This window comes from Bacteroidia bacterium (assembly GCA_039924845.1).
Taxonomy (GTDB): Bacteria; Bacteroidota; Bacteroidia; order DATLTG01; family DATLTG01; genus DATLTG01.
On record JBDTAC010000089.1, the window covers coordinates 67,808 to 92,325 of the forward strand.

Annotated in this window: 27 protein-coding genes; 13 read left to right on the forward strand and 14 right to left on the reverse strand. The window is 35.1% G+C overall.

The features are described from left to right. Positions 1 to 21 precede the first annotated feature (21 nt). A complete protein-coding gene (locus ABIZ51_11050; GenBank protein ID MEO7089319.1) occupies positions 22 to 438 on the forward strand; it encodes a hypothetical protein in 417 nt (138 codons plus the stop codon). Between the two features lie 27 nt (positions 439 to 465). Next, positions 466 to 2,340 (forward strand): Nramp family divalent metal transporter, encoded by a 1,875-nt coding sequence (locus ABIZ51_11055; protein MEO7089320.1) that lies wholly within the window; start codon positions 466 to 468, stop codon positions 2,338 to 2,340. 70 nt (positions 2,341 to 2,410) lie between these two features. Here the strand turns inward: ABIZ51_11055 and ABIZ51_11060 are convergent, their stop codons facing one another. Next, positions 2,411 to 3,187 carry a hypothetical protein gene (locus ABIZ51_11060; GenBank protein ID MEO7089321.1) on the reverse strand — a complete coding sequence of 259 codons (777 nt, stop codon included), beginning with the start codon at positions 3,185 to 3,187 and terminating at the stop codon, positions 2,411 to 2,413. Positions 3,188 to 3,304: 117 nt separating this feature from the next. Beyond that, a complete protein-coding gene (locus ABIZ51_11065) occupies positions 3,305 to 4,519 on the reverse strand; it encodes a bifunctional 3,4-dihydroxy-2-butanone-4-phosphate synthase/GTP cyclohydrolase II (protein MEO7089322.1) in 1,215 nt (404 codons plus the stop codon). 146 nt (positions 4,520 to 4,665) lie between these two features. Here ABIZ51_11065 and mqnB point away from each other — a divergent pair, with 146 nt between their 5' ends. The 4 genes from mqnB to ABIZ51_11085 are packed head-to-tail and all read left to right on the forward strand — an operon-like array spanning position 4,666 to position 7,307. Then, the gene (mqnB, locus tag ABIZ51_11070; protein ID MEO7089323.1) at positions 4,666 to 5,322 is read left to right on the forward strand and encodes a futalosine hydrolase; all 657 of its coding nucleotides are present in this window, start codon (positions 4,666 to 4,668) and stop codon (positions 5,320 to 5,322) included. A gap of 3 nt (positions 5,323 to 5,325) precedes the next feature. Continuing rightward, positions 5,326 to 6,156 (forward strand): 1,4-dihydroxy-6-naphthoate synthase, encoded by an 831-nt coding sequence (locus ABIZ51_11075; protein MEO7089324.1) that lies wholly within the window; start codon positions 5,326 to 5,328, stop codon positions 6,154 to 6,156. Between the two features lie 9 nt (positions 6,157 to 6,165). Next, positions 6,166 to 7,131, forward strand: coding sequence for an ADP-glyceromanno-heptose 6-epimerase (gene rfaD / locus ABIZ51_11080; GenBank protein MEO7089325.1), 966 nt, complete (start codon positions 6,166 to 6,168; stop codon positions 7,129 to 7,131). Further along, complete coding sequence (locus ABIZ51_11085) at positions 7,131 to 7,307, forward strand: DUF5522 domain-containing protein (GenBank protein MEO7089326.1); 177 nt, start codon at positions 7,131 to 7,133, stop codon at positions 7,305 to 7,307. The genes rfaD and ABIZ51_11085 overlap by 1 nt, the downstream gene beginning before the upstream one ends. A 182-nt stretch (positions 7,308 to 7,489) precedes the next feature. Here ABIZ51_11085 and rocD read toward each other — a convergent pair whose 3' ends face one another. Then, positions 7,490 to 8,722 (reverse strand): ornithine--oxo-acid transaminase, encoded by a 1,233-nt coding sequence (gene rocD, locus ABIZ51_11090; protein ID MEO7089327.1) that lies wholly within the window; start codon positions 8,720 to 8,722, stop codon positions 7,490 to 7,492. A gap of 74 nt (positions 8,723 to 8,796) precedes the next feature. Here rocD and rlmD point away from each other — a divergent pair, with 74 nt between their 5' ends. Genes rlmD through ABIZ51_11105 form a run of 3 tightly spaced genes read left to right on the forward strand, consistent with a single transcriptional unit; the run spans position 8,797 to position 11,263 of the window. Next, positions 8,797 to 10,206, forward strand: a complete 1,410-nt coding sequence (gene rlmD, locus ABIZ51_11095) for a 23S rRNA (uracil(1939)-C(5))-methyltransferase RlmD (GenBank protein ID MEO7089328.1) — start codon at positions 8,797 to 8,799, stop codon at positions 10,204 to 10,206. Between the two features lie 52 nt (positions 10,207 to 10,258). Further along, on the forward strand, positions 10,259 to 10,735 hold the full coding sequence (locus tag ABIZ51_11100; protein MEO7089329.1) for an NlpC/P60 family protein: 477 nt from the start codon (positions 10,259 to 10,261) through the stop codon (positions 10,733 to 10,735). A gap of 15 nt (positions 10,736 to 10,750) precedes the next feature. Further along, positions 10,751 to 11,263 (forward strand): phosphoribosyltransferase family protein, encoded by a 513-nt coding sequence (locus ABIZ51_11105; GenBank protein MEO7089330.1) that lies wholly within the window; start codon positions 10,751 to 10,753, stop codon positions 11,261 to 11,263. A 10-nt stretch (positions 11,264 to 11,273) separates the two neighbouring features. Here ABIZ51_11105 and ABIZ51_11110 read toward each other — a convergent pair whose 3' ends face one another. Further along, entirely contained in the window at positions 11,274 to 12,170 is an 897-nt protein-coding gene (locus ABIZ51_11110) for a M23 family metallopeptidase (GenBank protein MEO7089331.1), read from the reverse strand. Between the two features lie 187 nt (positions 12,171 to 12,357). Here ABIZ51_11110 and ABIZ51_11115 point away from each other — a divergent pair, with 187 nt between their 5' ends. Then, positions 12,358 to 12,798, forward strand: a complete 441-nt coding sequence (locus ABIZ51_11115) for a peptidylprolyl isomerase (GenBank protein ID MEO7089332.1) — start codon at positions 12,358 to 12,360, stop codon at positions 12,796 to 12,798. 7 nt (positions 12,799 to 12,805) lie between these two features. Then, positions 12,806 to 13,447, forward strand: coding sequence for a phosphatase PAP2-related protein (locus ABIZ51_11120; GenBank protein MEO7089333.1), 642 nt, complete (start codon positions 12,806 to 12,808; stop codon positions 13,445 to 13,447). A gap of 361 nt (positions 13,448 to 13,808) precedes the next feature. On the opposite strand, the gene ABIZ51_11125 is transcribed toward ABIZ51_11120, so the two are convergent. After that, the gene (locus ABIZ51_11125; protein MEO7089334.1) at positions 13,809 to 14,099 is read right to left on the reverse strand and encodes a helix-hairpin-helix domain-containing protein; all 291 of its coding nucleotides are present in this window, start codon (positions 14,097 to 14,099) and stop codon (positions 13,809 to 13,811) included. Between the two features lie 15 nt (positions 14,100 to 14,114). Continuing rightward, the gene (locus ABIZ51_11130) at positions 14,115 to 15,521 is read right to left on the reverse strand and encodes a redoxin domain-containing protein (GenBank protein MEO7089335.1); all 1,407 of its coding nucleotides are present in this window, start codon (positions 15,519 to 15,521) and stop codon (positions 14,115 to 14,117) included. Positions 15,522 to 15,620: 99 nt separating this feature from the next. Here ABIZ51_11130 and ABIZ51_11135 point away from each other — a divergent pair, with 99 nt between their 5' ends. Beyond that, a complete protein-coding gene (locus ABIZ51_11135; GenBank protein ID MEO7089336.1) occupies positions 15,621 to 16,160 on the forward strand; it encodes a hypothetical protein in 540 nt (179 codons plus the stop codon). Positions 16,161 to 16,233: 73 nt separating this feature from the next. Here ABIZ51_11135 and ABIZ51_11140 read toward each other — a convergent pair whose 3' ends face one another. From ABIZ51_11140 to ABIZ51_11175, 8 genes are all read right to left on the reverse strand, one after another. Then, a complete protein-coding gene (locus ABIZ51_11140; protein MEO7089337.1) occupies positions 16,234 to 17,112 on the reverse strand; it encodes a pirin family protein in 879 nt (292 codons plus the stop codon). Beyond that, positions 17,102 to 18,712: a signal peptidase I gene (gene lepB, locus ABIZ51_11145; protein MEO7089338.1), complete on the reverse strand. Its 1,611-nt coding sequence runs from the start codon at positions 18,710 to 18,712 to the stop codon at positions 17,102 to 17,104. The genes ABIZ51_11140 and lepB overlap by 11 nt, the downstream gene beginning before the upstream one ends. A 10-nt stretch (positions 18,713 to 18,722) precedes the next feature. After that, complete coding sequence (gene dapB / locus ABIZ51_11150) at positions 18,723 to 19,439, reverse strand: 4-hydroxy-tetrahydrodipicolinate reductase (GenBank protein ID MEO7089339.1); 717 nt, start codon at positions 19,437 to 19,439, stop codon at positions 18,723 to 18,725. A gap of 10 nt (positions 19,440 to 19,449) precedes the next feature. Further along, positions 19,450 to 20,052, reverse strand: a complete 603-nt coding sequence (locus tag ABIZ51_11155; GenBank protein MEO7089340.1) for a DUF5683 domain-containing protein — start codon at positions 20,050 to 20,052, stop codon at positions 19,450 to 19,452. Further along, positions 20,042 to 20,935: a ParB/RepB/Spo0J family partition protein gene (locus ABIZ51_11160; protein ID MEO7089341.1), complete on the reverse strand. Its 894-nt coding sequence runs from the start codon at positions 20,933 to 20,935 to the stop codon at positions 20,042 to 20,044. The genes ABIZ51_11155 and ABIZ51_11160 overlap by 11 nt, the downstream gene beginning before the upstream one ends. 25 nt (positions 20,936 to 20,960) lie before the next feature. Next, positions 20,961 to 21,776: an AAA family ATPase gene (locus ABIZ51_11165; protein MEO7089342.1), complete on the reverse strand. Its 816-nt coding sequence runs from the start codon at positions 21,774 to 21,776 to the stop codon at positions 20,961 to 20,963. A gap of 45 nt (positions 21,777 to 21,821) precedes the next feature. After that, positions 21,822 to 22,502 (reverse strand): metal-dependent hydrolase, encoded by a 681-nt coding sequence (locus ABIZ51_11170; protein MEO7089343.1) that lies wholly within the window; start codon positions 22,500 to 22,502, stop codon positions 21,822 to 21,824. Between the two features lie 245 nt (positions 22,503 to 22,747). Then, the gene (locus ABIZ51_11175) at positions 22,748 to 23,083 is read right to left on the reverse strand and encodes a hypothetical protein (protein MEO7089344.1); all 336 of its coding nucleotides are present in this window, start codon (positions 23,081 to 23,083) and stop codon (positions 22,748 to 22,750) included. Between the two features lie 442 nt (positions 23,084 to 23,525). Here ABIZ51_11175 and ABIZ51_11180 point away from each other — a divergent pair, with 442 nt between their 5' ends. Continuing rightward, the gene (locus ABIZ51_11180) at positions 23,526 to 24,491 is read left to right on the forward strand and encodes a zinc dependent phospholipase C family protein (protein MEO7089345.1); all 966 of its coding nucleotides are present in this window, start codon (positions 23,526 to 23,528) and stop codon (positions 24,489 to 24,491) included. Positions 24,492 to 24,518 lie beyond the last annotated feature (27 nt).

Here is a 24,518-nt window from a genome sequence, read left to right on the forward strand (position 1 = left end):
CGAAAACTAAAATTCAAAGCCATGAAAACGAAAAAAATAGTTTTACTAATTCCTTTCTTTGTTTTATTGATGTTGGCAAACGGTTTTGCGAAAACATCCGATACTACTTGCAGCGTTAATTGCAATGGTATTTACGCCTTTAAAATTGATGCGAATAATTCTGCTATTTTACGTTTTTACGACGATGGAACTGTGCTCGCCTCTTCGTCGGTAAACAATTATACCAATGTGCTTACTTGGTTTACAAAAGACAATCAGAAAATGGTATTAAGCGGAAAATACAAAATAAAAAAATGCGCTTTTAAATTTAAAGTAAAAGGTGAAACCGGCTCGCAAAAATACGAAGGCACTCTTCAAGACAACCAATTGACGCTGACCGTAGAGGATTTAAAAACAAAAACATTTGCTACACGCGTTTATTCTTTTATTGCTTCCTAAAAATATTTTTTTGAAGCCCAATAAACTATGCATTTAAAAAACGAAAAATCTCTTTCTGAAGTAAACGGTAGCGTTGATACAACTCTTCAAAGCGGTTTTTGGAAAAAACTTTTCGCTTTTGCTGGTCCCGCTTACCTCATCAGTGTTGGTTATATGGATCCGGGAAATTGGGCAACCGATATTGCCGGCGGTAGTAAATACGGCTATTTGTTACTTTGGGTATTATTATTATCCAATTTAATTGCACTGTTATTACAAAATTTAAGTGCACGTTTAGGTTTAGTGAGCGGTTTAGATTTAGCGCAAGCATCCCGACAAAATTATCCTCCCGTAGTCAATTTTTTCTTATGGATTTTAGCTGAAATTGCCATTGCCGCTTGCGATTTAGCCGAAGTTATCGGTATGGCAATCGGCTTAAATTTATTATTCGGTTTGCCCATGATGATCGGCGTTGTCATCACCATTTTTGACACTTTTATTTTGTTAGTGCTACAACGTTACGGAATGCGGAAAATGGAAGCGTTTATCATTGCACTTATCGCGATTATTGGTATCGCATTTATTGTAGAAATGTTTTTTGTACATCCGGATGGAAAACAAATTTTACTCAATTTTATTCCTTCTGCTCTCAACAAAGATTCGCTTTACATTGCGGTCGGAATAATAGGTGCCACCGTTATGCCGCACAATCTTTATTTACATTCTTCACTTGTCCAAACACGAAAAATAGATCGCAGCGAAAAGGGAATAAAAGCGGCTATTAAATTTAATATTATTGATACCAGCATCGCACTCAATTTAGCTTTTTTTGTAAACGCAGCCATTCTAATTATGGCGGCTGCCGCATTCTACGGAAGAGGTTTGTACAACGTTAGTGAAATCCAAGATGCGTACAAATTACTCACTCCGCTTCTGGGTTCTAAAATTGCTCCGCTACTTTTTGCCATTGCCTTAATTGCAGCCGGACAAAGCTCCACACTTACCGGAACTTTATCTGGACAAATTGTAATGGAAGGTTATTTGAATTTGCGTATTCAACCTTGGTTACGCCGAATTATCACGCGCTCATTAGCCATTTTACCTGCTTTTTTCACCTTGTGGCTTTTTGGTGATAATAAAATTTCTGCGTTGTTGGTTTTAAGTCAAGTAGTATTGAGTTTGCAATTGGGCTTCGCGATTATTCCACTTATTCATTTTGTAAGCGACAAAAAAATAATGGGAAAATTCACGATAAAAACGTATTTAAAAATTATGGGCTGGGCTTGTGCTATATTTATTCTGGTATTAAATATTCAACTTGTTTACGATTCAATATTGGATTGGATGTCGAACCCACAAGTTAAGCCATTTATCGAATTTATTGTTATTCCGATAACAGTTATTTCCGCTTTAGTATTGGCTTATGTAACCGTTAAACCTTTCTTTAAAAAATCAAATACAGATAAAAGGATGGTCTTTTTACCTGCTGAAATAACATTTTCAGAAAGTGCTGCTTACAAAACAATTGCTATTACGGTTGATTTTTCAGCCAGCGATAGCATTGCCATTAACAATGCCATTTCGCAAGGCGGAAACAAAGCGCATTATATACTCATTCATATTGTTGAAACGGCAGGTGCTTTAATGATGTACGATGAAATTGCCGACAAAGAAACTTTTTCCGACAAGTTATTTTTGAAAAAATATGCGGATGAGTTGGAAAACAAAGGCTTTCATGTAACTCCTGTTTTGGGTTATGGAAATCCGAAAATCAGTATTCCTGAAATCGTTAATAAACAACAAGCCGATTTATTGGTAATGGGCGCACACGGACACCGCGCTTTGAAAGATATTATTTTTGGAACTACCGTTGAAAGCGTACGACACAAAATAAAAATTCCGGTGATGATTGTACGCGTTTAAAAAATTATTTTTTCGAACGTCTTTTCTTTATTATTTCGAAAAACTAACCTTTAATTTAGAACCAATCTTGTTAGAACGGCAAATCATCCTCTACTTTTTTTGTCGAAACTGCTTGTCGAAATTGAAGTTGGTCTTGATTGGATAAAATCCAAGCCTCTCCTTTTTCTGTCAATCTACAAACTATATACTCTTCGCTATTATTCCACTTGTCAAACTCTTTTGTCGTAGTAACCATTCTGTTTTTTGAAAGTGTCCTTATACCAACACTTGTTGCAATGTCTGTGTAACCAGATTTATTCATTTCGCTCTTTAAACCATAAACTGAAAAACTATCTTCAGAAGAAACTTGATTTTCCATAATTAAAATCAGAATAGCTATTTCGTGTCCCTTTAGCCCTTCTGTTTCAACAACTGGTGTTGTGTGAAGTTGTTTTACAGTTTTTGATTTTTGTTGAAGAGCCTTTATTTTTCTTGTAATAGTATCTTCTAAAGAAATAAAATCACTTGTTGAACTTGTCTTATAACTAATAATATGTCTGTGTTGAATATCAAAAGGAAATTTGCCAAGCCTTTCTTCAGAAGAAACCATTACTACATCTTTGTCACATGCAAAAGCAAAACCTAATTCATACCAGACGTTTGGATTGTCTGTCGTGATTTCAGCAAAACAGATTGCGCTTTCAGATATTTCTTTTTCAATATCGTCAATTGGGATTCTTACACTTAAATCTTGGTCAATTCGATAAGGCTCAAACCCCGATTTTACAATTGCAGGTTTAAATATGTCGATAAATCGTTTGTCAAATTTGTCGTTGTCGAAGGGTTGAATTACAAAGCATTTTTCCATTGTCGTGTTTTATATCATATAAAAGTTACCAAACACCCGGACTTACGCAATTGGACGTAATCTCCAAACAATGTTCGTAAAGATTACAACTGAAAAATTATTTTTCTGAACGCAATTTTATTCTTCCATTTTTAAGGTATGTCCCATTTTATCACGCTTCGTTTGGAGGTACAATTTATTGTGGATATTCGATTTAATTTCCATCGGAACGTTTTCTATAATTTCCAATCCGTAACCAATTAAACCCGCGCGTTTAGTAGGATTATTTGTCATTAAACGCAATTTACTGATGTTTAAATCACGCAAAATTTGTGCGCCCACACCGTAATCGCGTTCGTCCATTTTAAAACCAAGTTCTAAATTTGCTTCCACGGTATCCATTCCAGATTCCTGTAATTTATAGGCTTTTAGTTTGTTCAACAAACCAATTCCGCGCCCTTCCTGATTCATATAAACCACCACGCCTTTGCCTTCTTTCTCAATCATTTCCATCGCTTTGTGCAATTGCGGACCACAATCACAACGGCAAGAACCAAAAATATCTCCTGTTAAACAGGAAGAATGTACACGTACCAACACAGCTTCGTCTTTTTTCCAAGTGCCTTTTACCAGTGCCAAATGCTCTTGATCATTGGTTGTTTGGCGATAAGCCGTTAAATTAAAATCGCCCCATTGTGTGGGTAATTTTACAGTAACAGCTTTCTCGATTATACTTTCTGTTTTTAAACGATACGCAATTAAATCTTCGATGGAAATAATTTTCAAATCAAATTTTTTCGCGATTTGCAATAACTCAGGTAAACGCGCCATCGTGCCGTCTTCGTTCATAATTTCCACCAAAGCACCCACTGGTTCGAAACCTGCTAATTTTGAAATATCTGTTGTAGCTTCCGTATGACCAGATCTGCGAAGCACACCGCCATTTTTCGCTTTCAGCGGAAAAATATGTCCAGGCTTTCCAAAATCTTCTGGTTTTGTTTTCGGGTTAATTAATGCTTGAATGGTTTTAGAACGATCGCTTGCCGAAATTCCAGTAGTACAGCCATTTCCAAGTAAATCGATGGAAACCGTAAAAGGTGTTTCGTGCAAAGAGGAATTTTTTTGCACCATCATTTCTAAACCTAATTGCTCCGCTCTGTCCTCCGCAATAGGCGCGCAAATTAATCCGCGACCATGTGTTGCCATAAAATTAATTACTTCGGGCGTTACATTTCTGGCAGCCGTAATAAAATCACCTTCGTTTTCGCGGTCTTTATCATCCACCACAATAATTACTTTGCCTTGACGAATCGCTTCAATCGCCTCTTCTACCTTGTTCAGTTCTATTTGCATCGCTCAAAAATTATTTTTTTACAAAGGTAGGAAATTCTCATTTCAGAGTAAGATTTACCTTCATTATTCGTGTGATTGGGTTTTATACCAAAGAAAGCTTCTTCGAAAAAATGATTTGTACCTTTGGGAAAATTTATTTTTGACGAATGAAAATTTTAATAGTTTCTGCAACGCAAATGGAAGTTCAGTCTTTGTTGGACAAAATGGAAAGCGTGCGTCATTCCACCGAAAAAATAATTTTTAGTCGCTATAAAAATCACGAAATAAATTTTCTCGTTACCGGAATTGGAATGGTTGCAACGGCTTATTTTACTGCAAAAACTCTTTGTAATAATTACGATATTGCTTTTAATGTCGGCATTTGTGGAAGTTTTTCGAAGAGTTTAGAAATCGGTTCTGTTATCAATTGCGTTCAAGAACACTTTTCGGAATTAGGAGCTGAAGATGGCGAACATTTTTTATCGCTAAAAGACTTGAATTTAGATGGAAATAGCGAAATCATGAACGAGTCAATTATCAAAAATAATATTTTAGAACTGATTCCGAAAGTGTGCGGAATTACTGTAAACACGACGCACGGAGAAGAAACGAGTATCGAAAAAGTGTTCCAACGTTTTCATCCGATGATTGAAAGTATGGAAGGTGGCGCGTTTTTATTTGCTTGCGAACAGGAAAAAATTCCTTGCGCACAAATTCGTGCTGTAAGTAATTATGTGGAGCGCAGAAACAAAGAAAATTGGAACATTCCGCTTGCGATAAAAAATGTGAATGAAAAAATGTTGAAAATTTTAAATGCGTTTTAAACGATGAATTTAACACTTGGTTTTTCGCCTTGCCCTAATGATTGTTTCATTTTTGATGCGCTCATTCACAATAAAATTGATACCGAAGGTTTGTTGTTTAATGTATCGATGGAAGATGTTGAAACGCTGAACCAAATGGCTTTTAAAGGCGAAATTGACATCACGAAATTAAGTTATCACGCGTATGCCTTTCTCACTAAAAAATATATTTTATTGAATGCAGGAAGTGCTTTGGGAAATGGCTGCGGACCGCTTTTAATATCAAAATCTGATTTAAATTCATCCGATTTAACAAATGCTAAAATTGCGATTCCTGGAAAATACACAACTGCAAATTTCCTTTTGTCGCTGGCATTTCCAGAAGCAAAAAATAAAATAGAAATGGTATTTTCGGAAATTGAAGATGCTGTTTTAAACGGAAAAGTAGATGCCGGATTAATCATTCACGAAAACAGATTTACCTACGAACAAAAAGGCTTGAAAAAAATAATTGATTTGGGAGAATATTGGGAAAGCACCTATCAGTCGGCTATTCCGCTTGGCGGAATTGTAATAAAAAGAAATTTTTCAGAAGCCATTCAGCAAAAAGTAAATCGTGTCTTGAGAAAAAGTGTAGAATTTGCGTTTGCAAATCCCGCTTCATCGCTTACTTTTGTAAAAGCAAATGCGCAAACGATGAGTGAAGAAGTGATGCAAAAACACATTCAATTGTACGTCAATAAATATTCTATTGATTTGGGTATTGAAGGGAAAAAAGCCATTCGTACTTTATTTGAGAAGGCAGAAAATTCAGGTATTATCAATAAAATAGAAGAAAAAATATTTGTAGATTAAAACAAGCAAATGATTGTAATAACAGGCGCAGCAGGATTTATAGGAAGTTGTTTAGTAAGCAAACTAAACCAGGAAGGGTTTTACGATATTGTGTTGGTAGATGATTTTTCGAATGCGGAAAAAAATAAAAATTTTGCAGATAAAAAATTTTCTCAAAAAGTGCATCGTGATGATTTCGACCAGTGGTTGCAAAGTAATCACCGATTGGTAGAATTTATTTTTCACATTGGTGCACGTACTGACACTACCGAATTTAACACCGAAATTTTCGACAAACTTAACTTAAATTACACCAAACAAGTTTGGAATAATTGTGTGGAATTTGGATTGCCATTAGTTTATGCTTCTTCGGCTGCCACTTATGGTTTGGGCGAATTTGGGTACGATGATAATCATGCAACCATCGAAAAATTAAAACCATTAAATCCTTACGGAGATTCAAAAAATGATTTTGATAAATGGGCATTGAAACAAGAACGCGCACCTTATTTTTGGGTGGGTTTAAAATTTTTTAATGTTTACGGACCAAACGAATATCACAAATCCCGCATGGCTTCTGTGATTTTTCACGCTTATCAACAAATTTCAGAAAAAGGAAGTATGAAATTATTTCGTTCGCACAATCCGAATTACAGAGATGGCGAGCAATTGCGCGATTTTGTATATGTAAAAGATGTGGTGGATGTTTGTTTCTTTTTGCTGAATCATCGCAAAAATTCGGGCATTTATAATTTAGGTTCTGGCAAAGCGCGTAGTTTTTTAGACTTAGCAAAAAATACTTTTTCGGCAATGAATAAAACCGAAACAATTGATTTTATTGAAACTCCAATTGACATTCGCGATAAATACCAATATTTTACGGAAGCCAATATGGCGAAATTAAAGTCCATCGGTTATTCGAAAAACTTTTTTTCGCTGGAAGATGGCGTGAAAGATTACGTTCAAAACTATTTGCTTCCAAAAAAATATTTTTAATGGAAGGATTTTCACAACGCCCAAAATTAGATCCGGAAGATTTTTATTACAGCCCAGAAGGCTATATTATTTTTACAGAAAAATACCATCTCAAACGCGGCTATTGTTGTCAGAATGGCTGCAAACATTGTCCTTACGGATTTAATAAAAAAAAAGGGCGCATCGAAAAAAAATAATTTATTTTCGTTCAAAAATCACAGCATTTATGGCGGCAATACGCGCATTCATTTATACACCAAAATGATTGATTTTATACTTACTAATTTGTAAGAAAAAAAGATGTTTGAAAAATTAATTTTTCGAACACCTTTTTTAGAGAGTATAAAAAACCCTTTCAAAAAAATAATTTTTCGAAGCTTTAAAAATGTTCCAAAGTTTTTTTAATGATGGAAATACATTCTTCCATTTGTTCTTCGGTAATTACTAAAGGCGGCGCAAAACGAATAATATCGCCGTGTGTAGGTTTTGCAAGCAATCCATTCTCTTTTAAAGCAAGGCAAACATCCCAAGCTGTTTTTCCATTTTTGGGTTTAATGATAATGGCATTTAACAAACCTTTTCCACGTACCAAGGTGAGAACATCGGATTTAATTTTTTTCAATTCGGTGCGTAAAATTTCTCCAAGATACGCGGCGTTTTCAGCTAACTTTTCTTCTCTGATAACTTCCAATGCAGCGATGGCAACCTTTGCGGCAACAGGATTTCCACCAAAAGTAGAACCGTGTTCGCCCGGTTTTATGCACAACATAATTTCATCATTTGCCAACACTGCCGAAATCGGGTAAACGCCTCCCGACAAAGCTTTGCCGAGAATTAAAATATCCGGATGCACATTTTCATAATCGCAAGCAAGCATTTTTCCGGTGCGTGCAATACCTGTTTGAATTTCATCTGCTATAAAAAGAACATGGTGTTTTTTACACAAATCAAAACATTTTGATAAATAACCTTCATCCGGAACATTAACGCCAGCTTCGCCTTGAATCGGTTCTACTAAAAATCCGGCTACCGTTTTATCTTTCAAAATATTTTCCAATGCGTTTACATCGTTGTAAGGAATGGTAATAATTCCAGGGGTATACGGTCCGAAATTATTTTTTGCATCCGGATCTGTACTTGCCGAAATAATAGTAATCGTACGTCCGTGAAAATTTCCTTCGCACACAATTATTTTTGCTTCGTTAGAAGGAATTCCTTTTTTCTCATAACCCCATTTACGGCACAATTTCAAAGCTGTTTCAACGCCTTCCGCGCCAGTATTCATCGGTAATACTTTATCGTATCCAAAATAAGAAGTAATGTATTTCTCGTATTCTCCCAATGTATCATTGTAAAAAGCGCGCGAAGTAAGGGTCAATTGTTCGGATTGTTCAATCAAAGCATTCACAATTTTTGGATGACAATGTCCCTGATTAACGGCAGAGTAGGAGGAAAGAAAATCAAAATATTTTTTTCCGTTTACATCCCACACAAAAACACCTTTTCCTTTGGTTAAAACCACGGGAAGCGGGTGATAATTATGTGCTCCGTGTTTTTCTTCGAGTTGCATTGCTTGCGCTTCGCTGATTGTATTTTTCATTGTCGTTTCCATAATTGTATTTTTTTAAATCGCTACTCTTACAAAAGTACAAAATATTTGCTGTAAATTCTTAGTTTTGCCAAGCTATGAGACCCAAAAAGAAAATATTACCATTGTTAGAATCGGTAACAATAACGGATGCAGGAAGCGAAGGACAAAGCATTGCGAAATTAAACGACTATGTTTTGTTTGTTAAAAATGCCGTTCCCGGCGATGTGGTGGATGTGCAAATTACACGCAAAAAAAGTAATTACAGAGAAGGCACTGCCGTATTGATTCGACAGCCTTCTGAAAAGCGCGCCATTCCTGAATGCGAACATTTTGGTACGTGTGGCGGTTGCAAATGGCAAAACATGAAATACGAATGGCAACTTTTTTACAAGCAAAAACACGTACACGATTGTTTCACACGCTTAGCGAAAGTGGAGTTTCCTGAGATACAAAAGATTTTACCTTCCGAAAAAATATTTTTTTACCGCAATAAATTAGAGTACACTTTTTCCAATAAAAAATGGCTCACCTACGAAGAAATTAGTGGGAATGAGGAGATGGACCGTTCTGCACTTGGTTTTCACATTCCGAAAATGTTTGATAAAGTACTTGATATAAATAAATGTTTTTTGCAAGCCGAACCTTCCAATTCTATTCGTTTAGAAATAAAAAAATACGCACTCGAAAATAAATTATCATTTTTTGATTTGCGCCAGCAGCAAGGCTTGTTGCGAAATATTATTATTCGTACCACATCTACAAACGAGTTAATGTTGATACTTTCCGTTTTCGAGGAAACAGAAGAAGTACATCAATTATTAAATCATATTTCTGAAAAATTTCCGGAAATAACTTCGCTGCAATATGTTATCAACGCGAAAAGAAATGATACGATATCAGATTTGGAAATAAAAGTTTTCAAAGGAAAAGATCACATCACCGAAAAAATGGAGGATTTGAAATTTAAAATTGGTCCGAAATCTTTTTACCAAACTAATTCCGAACAAGCTTATTTTTTATACAAAACAGCGCGCGATTTCGCCCAATTAACGGGCGATGAAGTAGTGTACGATTTATATACAGGAACAGGAACCATCGCAAATTTTATCGCTAAAAAAGCAAAAAAAGTAATTGGAATTGAATATGTGGATGCTGCGATTGTAGACGCAAAAGATAATTCGCGTGAAAATAATATTTCGAATACCTTATTTTTTGCTGGTGATATGAAAGATGTTTTGAACGATGATTTTATCAGTGAACATGGTATTCCCGATGTTATTATTACCGATCCTCCGCGAGTTGGAATGCACGAAGACGTAACAAAAAAAATACTGCAAATAGGCGCGAAAAAAATTGTGTATGTAAGTTGTAATCCCGCTACGCAAGCCAGAGACATTGCGTTGTTGGACGAGAAATACAAAGTAGCAAAAGTGCAACCTGTTGATATGTTCCCGCAAACGCATCACGTGGAAAATGTCGTATTGTTAGAACTTCGGACGGTTTAAAAAATCGTATATTCGCGTCGTGAAAATTATTTTTTTAGGACTGTTTATCTTAATGTGTAACACCTTTGTTTCGGCACATGCGGATTACAAAGCAGTTGCCGTAGATGATTCTGTTGTCGCACAATTTTATCATGCCGAAAATTTGGAAATTGATTCGGCTGCCAATCCCGAATTGTATTATAAAGTGTACGATTGGTTGGGCACGCGTTACAAATATGCGGGCAGAACAAAAAAAGGAATTGATTGCTCGGATTTTGCCTGCATGATTTATCGCGAAGTGTATTGCGACACGATTGGCGGCAATGCTCCCAGACTTTTTACGATTTCAACACCAATTAAAAAAGAGGAGTTGCAGGAAGGTGATTTGATTTTTTTTAAGATAAAAAATAATCGCATTTCACATGTGGGTGTTTATTTAGGAAACGATAAATTTGCGCATGCTTCCTTACATGCGGGTGTTATTATCAGCGATTTAAACGAAACATATTACAAAAAAAGATTTTTTTCGGGCGGTAGAATTAATCCATAAAAAAATAATTTTTCAATGAGCAAAAACGAAAAAATATTGGTTGTAAATCATCTTCAGATGGAGCAAAAAATCAATCGGATGGCATATCAGATTTACGAAAACAATTACGAAGAAAAAAATATTTTCATTGCGGGAATCGCGCCAAACGGCTATTTACTGGCGCAGAAAATCACGAAAGTGCTCGAAAAAATTTCCCCCTTAAAAATTCAATTATTGAAATTAACCGTCAATAAAGAAAATCCGCTAAAAGAAAAAATAAGTTTGGAGCCGAAAGAAAATGACCTAAAAAACAAAGTGGTTATTTTGGTGGACGATGTATTAAATTCAGGACAAACACTTATTTACGGAGCCAATTATTTCTTAAACTTTCCGCTGAAACAATTACGTACTGCCGTTTTGGTGGATAGAAACCACACGCGTTATCCTGTAAAAGCAGATTATATTGGAGTTTCGCTTTCCACTACTTTACAGGAACACATTGATGTAGAGCTGGATAAAAAAGGAAAAGAAGCAGTGTATTTAATGTAGAAAATTATTTTTACAACATTACTCTTTTGCCTATTTGCAAATGCGTTTCGTGGTTCATACCGTTTAAACGATACAAATCTTTTACCGGAATGTGGTTTTTTCTTGAAATAGCGTAAATCGTGTCGCCTTCTCTCACAATATAATAATGATGATTTCCTTTTTTTACGACGTACGAAAAATTATTTTTTCGAGTGCGTTTATTTGCATACATTCTTTTAGACATGTATGAAAAATTATTTTTTGTGATGTACAAATCGTTCATCAATAAAGAATGATTATCGAAAGAAATAATTGTTTTCGGATCTATTGGATGACCTTTGTAACGCACTTCAAAATGCAAATGATTTCCAGTGGAATGACCTGTGCTGCCGCCTAATCCAATTTTTTGTCCAGCAATTATTTTTTCATCTGCATGCACTAATATTTTTGAAAGATGGGCGTAAATGGTTTCCAAACCATTGTTATGACGAATAATAATCACATTTCCATAACTTTTATTGTGTTGCGCAATACGCACTTCTCCGTCAAATGCAGCTTGTACGCTATCTCCTTTGTTTAATTTTATGTCAATTCCGTAATGATAACGGTATTTGCGAAAACCAAAATCAGATGTAATCGCGCCAATATAAGGTTGCACAAATTGGCAGCAACTGGTGTCAGTTTGCAAAACCACTTCTTCCGTATCAGGCATATTTTGCACATCAAAATGATAAGGCTCCAAACAAAGTGTATCCCAATTTTTATAAAGAGAATAGGCTGGAAATAGTTGTATCGAATCATTATACGATTTAGTAGGAATGTATTTTGTAGCAGAAAGAGTATCTGTTTTCAAACTTCTAACGCTTGAAAACGCAGTAAAATCAATCAACAAAAAAACAAACAGACTTAAAAAAAATATTTTTCTCATGGCAAAAAGTAATCGAGCGTTGATGAAGCGCTATCAAATAATGAAACGTAAATTTTATGATTTTTAATAACTATTGACGCGAAGGTGAAAAAAATATTTTACAAATCAAAATAATTCTTTTAACAATCTTTTAATAATTTGAAAACTTAGGTATTTCAAATATGTATATTTGCGAAAAAATTTAGACATGAAAACAGCAGAAATTATTACAGGAAAAGGATCCATGAAAATTGAATTCTATGAAAAAGATGCACCATTAACAGTGAAAAATTTTATTGATTTGGCGGAAAAGAAATTTTACGACGGATTAACTTTTCATCGTGTGATTCCGAATTTTGTGTTGCAAGCAGGCTGCCCAAATGGCACAGGCACTGGCGGACCAGGTTATAAAATTAAATGCGAATTGAATGGAGAAAACCAATATCACGATAAAGGAGTGCTCTCAATGGCTCATGCTGGAAGGGATACAGGAGGTTCACAATTTTTTATTTGCATCAGTCGACAAGCAACGCAACATTTAGATCGCAACCATACTTGTTTCGGAAAAGTGGTTGAAGGACTTGATGTGATTGATAAAATTAAGCAAGGCGATGTGATTGAAAAAATAATTATTTCAGAAAAAAAATAAGCGTACGATGAAGGAGAAGTGGATAGAAGCTTGGAAATACAAGCCCTATAGATATACCCTGTTGGCTTCCTTGGTTTTTACGTTGATTGTTTCGCATTATTATGCTATTTTTTTATTATTCAATGAAGGCCGCAACGGATTTGATTTTAATGATCCTGTTTTACGATTTTTTACGCCTGTTAATTTATCCGTTCCGCTTTTTATTGCAATGTATTCGGCTGCCGTTTTTACGGCTATTTATGTGATTAATACATCGCCGATTTTAACGTTGAAATTAGCATTTGCCTATACTTTTTTATTGATTTGGCGAATGTTTTCCTTAACGATTTTACCTTTAAATCCGCCGTCGGGTGTGCTTCCGCTGAATGATCCCTTTTTAATACATTTTGTTTATTCCGATCGTATTGATGTACGCGATTTGTTTTTTTCAGGACACACTGCCAGCGCATTTCTGTTTTATATTGTTGTCGAAAACAAAAAACTTAAAATGTATTTATTAGTATGCGTTTTATTTATTGCTGTTGGCGTTTTAGCGCAGCATTTGCATTACAGCATTGATGTTTTGGGCGCACCGATATTTTCGTATTTAGCTTATTTCCCTGCTAAATGGTTGGTGAAAAGAGTGGATTATACGCGCGCAAAAAAATAATTTTTTTGAAGCCATTTAGAATGTTGTATTTTTATCGAATCATAAATTATAACGATAAAAATAAAATATCCTCATATCGCTTCTTATAGTCGTTTTTCGTATAGTCCAACCATTCCATATTATTATTCATTAAAAGATGTATTTGTTATTGTTTTTGAAAATAAATTTTACCGTTACATTTTGATGCGTGGTAATAAAATACAGGACATTCTCTATGGTATTTATGACCCAAACATTCTTGATTATTGGGTATTCCCAAGTCATTACGGATATAGTTATAGAGACAATTTTTGGGATGATGCTGTTAAAATACCTTTGATTTTAAAGAAGTAATTTAAAAAATAATTTTTCAAAAGATAAATCACTCATTGTAAAATTTATTTTTCCAATACCACCAATTTAATTTTTCAGTATCGTGATTTTTTTCCGTCGCAAAATATACAGCACAACGAAATGTATACAACATACAAATGTCGTGCGTTACGCCACTAAACGTATTGAGTTGATTGTATAGCGTAATCGGATTTTTATTAGAAAGATCGGCAATATTTCGAATCCCAATATTCCATAAATCCAGCGAGCATGCTTTGCCGATACTTGGAATTTTTTGAAGGTCTTTCAAAATTTTATTTTTCTCGGCAGCAGCAATCATTTCAAAAAAATATTTTTACTCAACCGTTATTTTATATTTCTTTTTTAGCAATTCGTTGAGCTGCTCTACATCCAATCTTTTGGCTACAATGGTTTTGTTTTCATCCAATAAATAAATAACGGGCGTACTATATACATCATACACTTGATGTAAACCACTTTGGTGATAACGATCCGAAACATTGATCCAATCCAATTTGTTTTCGTCAATGTATTTTCGCCACGTAGCAATGCCATCGTTGGTTTGAACGGCATATACTTTTATGTTTTTAAATTTTGCTTTCTCGTACCATTCCAATAATTTAGGTGTTACTTTTTTACAATAACTGCAGTCGTAATCCCAAAAATAAACAATCGTAAATGCTGCTTTTACGGAATCCAGAGGAATAATATGCCCGGAAGTATCGGGTAAAATCAAGGAGGGCGCTTGTTTTCCGATAAGAATCGGATCCAATGTTTTGGCGCGCTCGGTAATACGGTACAATTGTGTAGAATCTATCCAAAAGGCTTGTTTGGTGGCATAATATTTTTTCACCATGTGCACAAAAACGGCATCCATGCCCATGATATTGGATGTTTCGTAAGTGCTCGTAATTTCATTCACAATGTATTTAAACATTTCTTTATTTGCCCTTGCTTTTTCGCTGAGGTAATCAGCAGCAGCGTTAAGAGAATCAGGAGTTTGTAAGGTAAGTTTAGTAAGGTATTCTTTTAATTTACTCGCCATAATGGGCGTGCGAATTAAACGCGCATCCGAAAAATCTACATTGTCAAAATAATGGCTTTTATAATATCGAAAGGCAAAAAGAGAATCCTTTTTTCCATCTGCTAATTTGGGTGCTTCCGGCACTTTTGGTTCTTGCGATGTTATAAAAATCTTTGCCAAAAAAGTTTCTGGATGTTCTGCAATATAATCAGTTTTGTATTTGTTTACTTCTTTGTCTGCCGCTGATAATTGGGCATCTATCACTTTTATAGAATCTTTATTTTTTGCAGAAGACAATTCTTTTCGCAAAGGATCGACCATTTTTGCTTTGTCGGCAATGAAATGGAGGTATTTGTAAAAAAGAACATTGTCCTTCGAATTTTTCACTTTCATGTCATTGATAAAATCGGTCGTATCAGTTTCCATCGAAATGTGCTGGTCTTTATCCACAATAAACTCAAAATATTTTTTATTTTTAAATAGGATAAAATACACGCCGCCTGGAAGCGTTTTGTTTCCTTTAAATTCGAAATTGCCTTGCGCATCAATCTTCGCAGTATCCTGCACAAATTCTTTATCACCAAAATAACTTCCCATAAAACAGGTGCTGTCTTTTATATGGAGCACTTTGAATTTAAAATCATAATTGCTTTCCGGATTGGCATTTGCACTGAATGCTCCGATGATAATAAGTAGTGAAAAAAATATTTTTTTCATATCGCTTCTATTTTTATTTTTTATTAGATGAAGAAGCAAAAATAATAATAAATTTAGAGCCTGTTCATAAATCATTCATTCAAAAAATAATTTTTCAACATGAAAATTCTCAAGAATATTTTTATTATTATATTGATAACAGCTAATTTCATTGGAAAAGCGCAAGTTGTCGGAACAATTTTCCCAGATATTACTGGCGAGACATTCGATAATAAAGCTGTTACGCTGCCACAAGATACAAAAGGGAAATACACGATTATCGGTATGGCGTATTCCAAATCTGCGGAAAGTGATTTGAAAACCTGGCTCAATCCTGCTTTCAATAAATTTATTGCCAAAACCGGATTGATGGATTCCACTTACGATGTAAATATTTATTTTATCCCGATGTTTACTGGAACCAATTCGGCTACGGAAGGAATTGCTAAAAATAAATTAGAAAAAGGCACCGATAAAAAATTATTTCCCTACGTTCTTTTTTACAAAGGAGCTTTATCAAAATACAAAAAAGCATTGGCTTTTGATAAAAAAGACACCGCTTATTTTTATGTGTTGGATAAAGATGGAAAAATAATCTATGCCACTTCTGGCGCATTTTCTGAAGATAAAATGGATGCCATTACAGATAAATTGGAATAAAAGAGCCAATTATAAAAAGACCGCTCAAAAAAATAATTTTTCGAGCGGTCTTTTTAGTTTAAACTTTTAAAAATTAATCTTCCAGAAACCCGAATTTCCCCATATTATAATCATCAATTGCTTGAACAATTTCAGCTCTGGTATTCATCACAAAAGGACCTTGCGCTGCAATAGGTTCGTGTATCGGTTCTCCGCTTAATACCAATACCACCGAATTTTCAAGTGCATCCACTGTAAAGTTTTCGCCTTCGTTTTCAAACAACGCAAAATAATCGAGCGGCACATTTTCCGCGTCGTTCACTTTCACACTTCCTTCTATCACCAATAAAGCGGTGTTGTAATTGGCAGGAAAAGAAAATTCGGCTTTTGCTCCTTTATTTAATCTTCCATTTAACAAATTTACTGGCGTAAAAGTAAATGCAGAACCTTTTATATCTTTGTAATTTCCGGCAATAACTTCAATAATTCCGCCATTATCTGGCAATTTAAATTTATTAATTTTATTGTTGACGATTTCCTGATATTTTGGTTTCGACATTTTATCTTTTGCAGGAAGATTAACCCACAATTGCACCATTTGGAAATCGCCGCCCGCTTTACTGAAATTTTCTTCGTGGTATTCTTTGTGTAAAATTCCTCCAGCAGCCGTCATCCATTGTACGTCGCCTTCGCTTATTACACCACTGTTTCCGGCACTGTCGTGATGCGCCACTTTTCCTTTGTAGGCAATCGTTACCGTTTCAAAACCCTTGTGTGGATGAACGCCAACGCCTTTGGGTTTTTCAGAAGGTGGAAAATAAAATTTCGAATTGTAATCCAGCATTATAAACGGACTCATTCGTTGCATATCCAAACGGTAAGCACTTGGAATAAAATTGTGTACTCTAAAGCCATCGCCTACATAATGCGGTTCTCTGGGCGGTATTACGATTTCTATTTTTTTAGTTTTCATCTTTTTTTCGAGGTTTTCTGAAATACGTAAACATAAAAATAAGAGCAGCTACAATAATAACTGGAATAAAATAAGAGCGCGAAACACCATTGCTATCAATGAAACTAAACAATCTGTTCCATCTTATTTTTTGTATGAAATTAGCTCCGGTTGTTTTCCATGACATCCAAATAAATACGGCTTTTCCTACAATGTGATCTTCCGGAACAAATCCCCAAAAGCGCGAATCTTCTGAGTTGTGGCGGTTATCACCCATCATAAAATAATAATTCATTTTAAAAGTGTAGGAATTACTTTCTTTTCCGTTGATGAAAATTTTATTTCCAACAGTTTTCAAATCATTGTGCTCATAAGCTGTAATGACACGACTGTAAAGCGGCAAATTGGTGGTGTCTAATTTTATGGTTGCTCCAGCTTTCGGAATGTAAAGTGGTCCGAAATTATCTACATTCCAACGGTAATGCGGATTGTTCGGATAAATATCTTCGTCGAAAATCTCTTTATCAGCGATATCAAGTTGTACACTTTTTATTCCCACATAATTTTTTATTTTTTCGACATTCTCTTTTGGTAAATTTACCAACCAACTGGTAGAATCTGTTTGTCGCGGATCATCCGTAATATCAAGTCCTTTAAGTGCTTCCGGATTAAAATAAGAACCGTCAGTTTTTACCACATAACCAGCTTGCGCTTCTTGAGCAAGTGTCGTACTTTTTCCGTTGATAAAAACTTGCGCTCTTTTAATCAGAATCGTATCGCCAGCAATACCGATGCAACGCTTGATGTAATTTTCTTGTTTATCGACCGGGCGATACACAACATCGCCTAATTTTTCTTTGTTATCCCAAACGACCGCTCTGCCATAATGTCTGCAAAGTGAGTAATAGTCAGGGTTGGAGACTTTTGTTGTAACCGTGTCACCTTCGGGATAATTAAAAACAACGACATCGTTATTTTTTACTTTTTCATAACCCGGCAAACGCAAATAAGGCAATTCAATCCATTCTAAATACGATTTTACATCATCGAAAAAAGGCAAGGAATGGTGCACGAAAGGAAAGGAGAGAGGCGTGTTCGGAATGCGCGGACCGTAACTTACTTTGCTCACAAAAAGATAATCGCCCACCATTAAAGTTTTTTCCATGGAAGAAGAAGGAATGGTGTAGGCTTCCACAAAAAAAGTACGAATGATAGATGCCGCAATAACCGCGAAAACAATAGCTTCTACCCATTCTCGAGTAACGGATTTATTTTCAATTTTATCAGAAGGTTGTGTGTATTTCGTGTCTTTTTGAAAAGCGATATAAGGTAAGTAAAAAAATCCGATGAGCGCTGCCAACACGGCGTCGACTGTTTTTTTCTTCCCAAATGTCGCGGATAACGCCACCGACATCACCATCAACATCATGTAATCAATGCCTGGAATGATGATTAAAAAAATCCACCACCACGGTTTTTTAATGAGCTTTAACCAGATGTAATAATTGTAAATCGGAATAAGTGCTTTCCAGCCTTTCTCTCCGGCCTTTTCAAACAATTTCCATAATCCAATAACGGTGCTTACCGCGAAAATAATAAGTAAATAGGTGGTGTTTTTCATGTTTGAAAAATTATTTTTTTAAGAGGTCGTTCATGCCGAAAATTCCTTTTTTGCCAATCATCCATTCTGCTGCAACCACAGCGCCCAAGGCAAAACCTTTACGATTGTGAGCAGTGTGTTTAATTTCAATGTCATCTACTGCGGATGTATAAGTAATACGATGCGTTCCCGGGACTTCATCTATTCGTTTGGAAACGATGGAAAGTTCTTCCGACAGTGTATTTACACCGTTTTTCCAATTTTTTTTAGAAGAATTTTGTTGAATGATTTTTTCCGCCAAGGTAATAGCAGTGCCGCTTGGCGCGTCTTTTTTATGAATGTGATGAATTTCTTCTACCGCAATTTCATACTCTTTATAAGGATTCATCAATTTCGCCAAATAGTCATTCAGTTGAAAAAATAAATTAACGCCGATGCTAAAATTGGATGCGTAAAAAAAGCCTTGTTTTTTTTCTTGACAGCTATTTTTGATGTTTTCCATTTCATCCAACCAACCTGTAGTACCTACTACCACAGGAATATTCGCATTAAAACATTTTAAAATATTTCCAACGGCGCTGTTGGGAGTACTAAATTCAATCGCTACATCGGCTTGAAAAAATAATTTTTCGGACGTATTTTTTTGATCGGAAGAATTTATTTTTAAAATAACTTCGTGTCCGCGTTCAATGGCAATTTGCTCGATTTCTCGTCCCATTTTTCCGTATCCGAACAAAATTATTTTCATGGATGCGAAGTTATAATTTTAGACTTATCGTGAAACCGCTTGCTGCTGTATTTTTAGAAAAATTAACAATATTGATATAAGGTTGCACGCGAAGTGTGAGATTATCGCTCACATCAAACGTGAAAAATTGAGCATCTACATTGGCATCTACTAAATTTAAAACATACAATAATCCCGCGCAGATAATGGATAAATCTCGGTATTTATGGTAGTAATTATCCAGCGTCAATAAATTGTCTTGCGTATACAAAGGATAATTATCAGGAATACCGTTGCTTCGATTATAATAAGCTTGTTTGTAAATGGAATACTTGTGTTGATTGAAAGAAATAGCATAAGCGATGCCTGCAAAACCTGCATAAATAATGGGAATTTTCCAATATTTTTTATTATATGCTTGTCCTAATCCCGGACAAATGGCTGAAAATAAAAGTGCTTTTTTAGGCGAATGCGCTGGTTTTTCAGTTTCGATAATCGTATCTGTTTTTACTTTTAAAGTGTCTTGATTTTGTGCACTTACCTTGCTAAACGGACAAACCGATAGCATCATCAGCAAAAAGAAAAAAAGTGCTGTCGAAAAATTATTTTTTCGAACGTGTTTTTTAGAGGTCAAAAAAATCGAGGATTCGTGATAAATCTGTTTCTGATTCGAAGTGAAAAATTATTTTTCCTTTGCCTTTATTGTCGCGTTTAAAATCCACTTTTGTTTTAGTAGTTTGCGCTAAATCATTTCCTATTTTTTGTTCCTGAAAAGAAAGCGGCGCCGCAATTTTTTTTATGGTAGAATTTATTTTCTCCAGTTTATTTCCTTTCGCCATTTCTTCTACTTGCCTTACAGAAAGGTCGTTTTCGATGATTTCACGATAAATATCTAATTGTGTTTTTTCATTTTCGATGTTAATCAAAGCGCGTGCATGTCCCATCGCAATTTTTTTATCGCGAATACCCAATTGAATTTCGGGAGGAAGTTTTAACAGTCGTAAGTAATTGGTAATGGTAGAGCGTTGTTTGCTTACTTTTTCGCTCAATGCTTCTTGTGTTAAATTGCATTCATCAATCAAACGTTTGTAGCTCAAAGCCACTTCCACAGCATCTAAATTTTCGCGCTGAATGTTCTCCACCAATGCCATTTCCAACATCGCTTGATCGTTCGCGATGCGGATGTATGCAGGAATTTCAGTTAATCCGGCAATTTGCGAAGCTTTAAACCTGCGCTCGCCAGAAATCAATTGGAATTTATCGTAACCCAATTTACGAACCGTAATTGGCTGAATAATGCCGTGTTGTTTGATAGATTCCGCTAATTCGAGCAAGGCTTCTTTTTCAAAATGCGTTCTCGGTTGAAAGGGATTTGTTTCAATATTTTTTATCGGCAAAACGGATATGGAGCTTGCCAATCCTGATTTTTCGCCTTCGTATTTAGTGGTAATATCGGTTTTTGCATTTTCCAATAAGGCACCTAATCCTCTTCCCAATGCTTGTCTTTTTACGCTCATGTTCTGATTTGTTTCTGTCGTAAAATTAATTTTTTCCGGTAACATCAATAATTTTTTCTGAATCGCTCATACGTGTTAAATCATTTTTTTGCAATACTTCGCGCGCTAAATTCAAATAATTGATGGAACCTTTGCTGCTGGCATCGTGCATAATAATGGTTTCGCCGTAACTTGGTGCTTCGCCTAATTTAGTGTTGCGTTGAATAATCGTGTCAAAAACCATTTGCTGGAAATGTGTTTTTACTTCTTCCACCACTTGGTTGGAAAGACGCAAACGTAAATCGTACATCGTTAATAAAATACCTTCGATGGCGAGATCCGGATTTAAACGTGCTTGTACGATTTTGATGGTATTCAATAATTTTCCGAGTCCTTCCAACGCAAAATATTCGCATTGTACTGGGATAATCACAGAATCCGCTGCGGTAAGAGAATTAATCGTAACCAAACCCAATGATGGCGAGCAATCGATGATAATAAAATCATACTCCTCTTTAATTTTTGACAATGCCATTCGCATCATTTTTTCCCGATTGGGAAGATTGATCATTTCGATTTCAGCACCTACTAAATCAATGTGAGCGGGTAATAAATCCAAATTGGGCGTGGCAGTATTCAATACAATTTCCTTCACATCCACACCATCAATAATACATTCGTAAATACTGGTTTTGATATTGCGCGGATCAAACCCAACGCCGGAAGTAGCGTTTGCCTGCGGATCGGCATCAACCAACAAAGTGCGATGCTCCAACACGGCTAAACTGGCTGCTAAATTAATGGCAGTGGTTGTTTTTCCAACTCCTCCTTTTTGATTGGCTATTGCGATTATTTTACCCATGTGTTTCTTTTTTATTTTGAAAAAATATTTTTTCGAGAACGAAAATCAAACGTTTGAAATCGTTCCAATTGGCATTAAAATCAACTCTTTTCCGGCTCTTTGAAATTTTGTTTTTGCTTCCTCTTTATCAATTTCGATAGGAGGGAAGGTATCGTAATGCATTCCGATAATTTTGTTGCAATGAATAAAATCTGCAGCAATAATGGCATTGTCAACGCCCATCGTAAAATAATCACCGATAGGTAAAAAGGCAAAATTTAATTTTCGAAACTCACCAATTAATTTCATATCGTAGGTAAGCGCGGTATCTCCTGCATAATAAAAATTTCCTTCGCCAGATTCAATGATAAATCCCATCGGATTTCCGCCATACGTACCGTCCGGCATGGTGCTGGAATGTACAGCAACCACGCATTTTACTTTCCCGAAATCGCACATCCATTTACCGCCAATGTTCATTGCTTGTATACTTTTAACACCTTGTTGTGCCAGCCAATTGCACACTTCGTAACTTCCGATAACAGTGGCATTTGTGCGTTTTGCAATGGCAACCACATCTGCAATGTGATCTTCGTGTCCGTGCGAAACCAAAATATAATCCGCCGGAATTGTATTGATATCAATGTGTTTTGCTAATTTGTTCGGTGTAATAAAAGGATCAAAAAGCAAGTGTTTGCCGTTTATTTTTACTCCGAAACACGAATGACCGTAATAAATAATCTCCATAAATGATGTTTGAAAAAATAATTTTTTGAGCGTTAAAATTTTCGCTCTGGTAAAAATACGAACTAAGAGAGGAATAAACCTGCTTTACTTATCAGATATTTTAAACAAAAGATTGTTGAAAATAAAAAAAGCCCGCTAAAATCTTTTTTTTTACGAATTATTACTGTAAAAATTATTTTTCTAAAAAATGCGTTTGAAAAATTATTTTTTTGAAGGCTTTTTTCTTGATGAAAAAAGGTGAGAAATTAAACATTATCCAATTCTCTATTTTTTATTTTTTCATATACGATATTTGCAATCCAAAGTAAAATTGTCCCTTTAACTGGCTCAAGTGAAATAATTACAATTAATATAATTAATATTTTGCAAGGAATATTAAATTGCTTTCTATCAAAAAAAACAAAAATGGCAACAACATTACCACATATAAAATCAAAACAATCTGAGAGTCCTGTTAAAAATAGAGACTTCTCCATATATACACGTGTTAAAACAAATGTTGACAAGAAAGCTAACACATTAGCTATTATTGAAATTAAAAGTATAATAATGATATACTTTTTAAAAAGTATTATTTTCATAGTTTTTAAAATTAATTATTTTTTTCATGAAAAAGACGTTTGAAAAAATATTTTTTGAATCTTTTTATTTTCTTTTTGGCTTGAACCAAAAAGAAACAAAAAATTCAAGGCTGTGATTTCTCATTTTATTTTAGTTTCCTGAAAGCTATTCGTCGGGTGATTTCCTCGCACGCTCGGAACTTCCCGATCTCATCACGCTTTCATTTTGCTAAAATTTTATTCGAAATCAGATGCCGTTCAAAAATTATTTTTCTAAAAAAGACGTTTGAAAAATTATTTTTTTGAAGACTTATTTCCTCTACTAAAAAAGTTCGCTAAAAATTAATTTTTGAAAAAGACTAAATTAGCGGAATTAAATTTTAAAGCGTTTGAAAAAATAATTTTTCGAATCACTTTTTTAGATCATTTTCTAATAAAATTAAAATAAAGCTGTTAAAGCCGTATGCGAAAAATAATTTTTCTACTTTTTTTATCCACACTAATTTTTATAGTTGTTTCTCCAAATGCTTTTTCTTGGGGCTTTTACGGACATAAAAAAATAGAGGAAATGGCTGTTTTTACGCTACCTCCGCAGATGATTGGTTTTTATAAAAAGAACCAAGATTTTATTGTGAAACATTCTGTAGATCCCGATAAAAGAAGATTTAAAAACAAGCGCGAAGGTCCGCGGCATTTTATAGATATTGATCATTATGGAAAAAATCCTTTTGAAACTATTCCAGAAAGTTGGAAAGAAGCGGTGAAAAAATATTCGGAAGATACGCTGCAAACATACGGGATTGTGCCTTGGTACATTGACAAAATGGAATATTTGCTTACCGAAGCGTTTAAAGAAGGAGATCGGGAAAAAATAATTCACCTCTCTTCCGAAATCGGGCATTACATTGCCGATGCGCACGTTCCGCTGCATACTACGGAAAATTACAATGGACAATTTACGCATCAAGAGGGTATTCACGCGTTGTGGGAATCAGCGATCCCGGAATTGGAAGGCGATCAATACAATTATTTAGTTGGGCGCGCCAAGTATTTGGATAATCCGCTGAAAACCGCTTGGAAAGCCGTACAAGAAAGTTATTCTGAAAAAGATTCTGTTTTAAATTTGGAAATGGAATTGGAAAAAAAATTTTCGGATGATCAAAAATACACGTACAATTCCAAAGGCAAAAAAAAATATTCGGAAGCGTATATCGAAGCGTATAGTAAATTATTAAACGGAATGGTGCAACGTCGATTGCGCGCTTCCATTATTGATGTTGGGAGTTATTGGTACACGGCTTGGGTAAATGCCGGTCAGCCGGATTTAAACGCTTTGCTGCTGAAAGAACAAAACAATCCTGCTCTCCAAGATAACGAAAATACCGATAAGCAAGAAAATACGATTCATCCGAAAGGACATGAGGAATAAATGAGAATTAAGAATTAAGAATGTCGG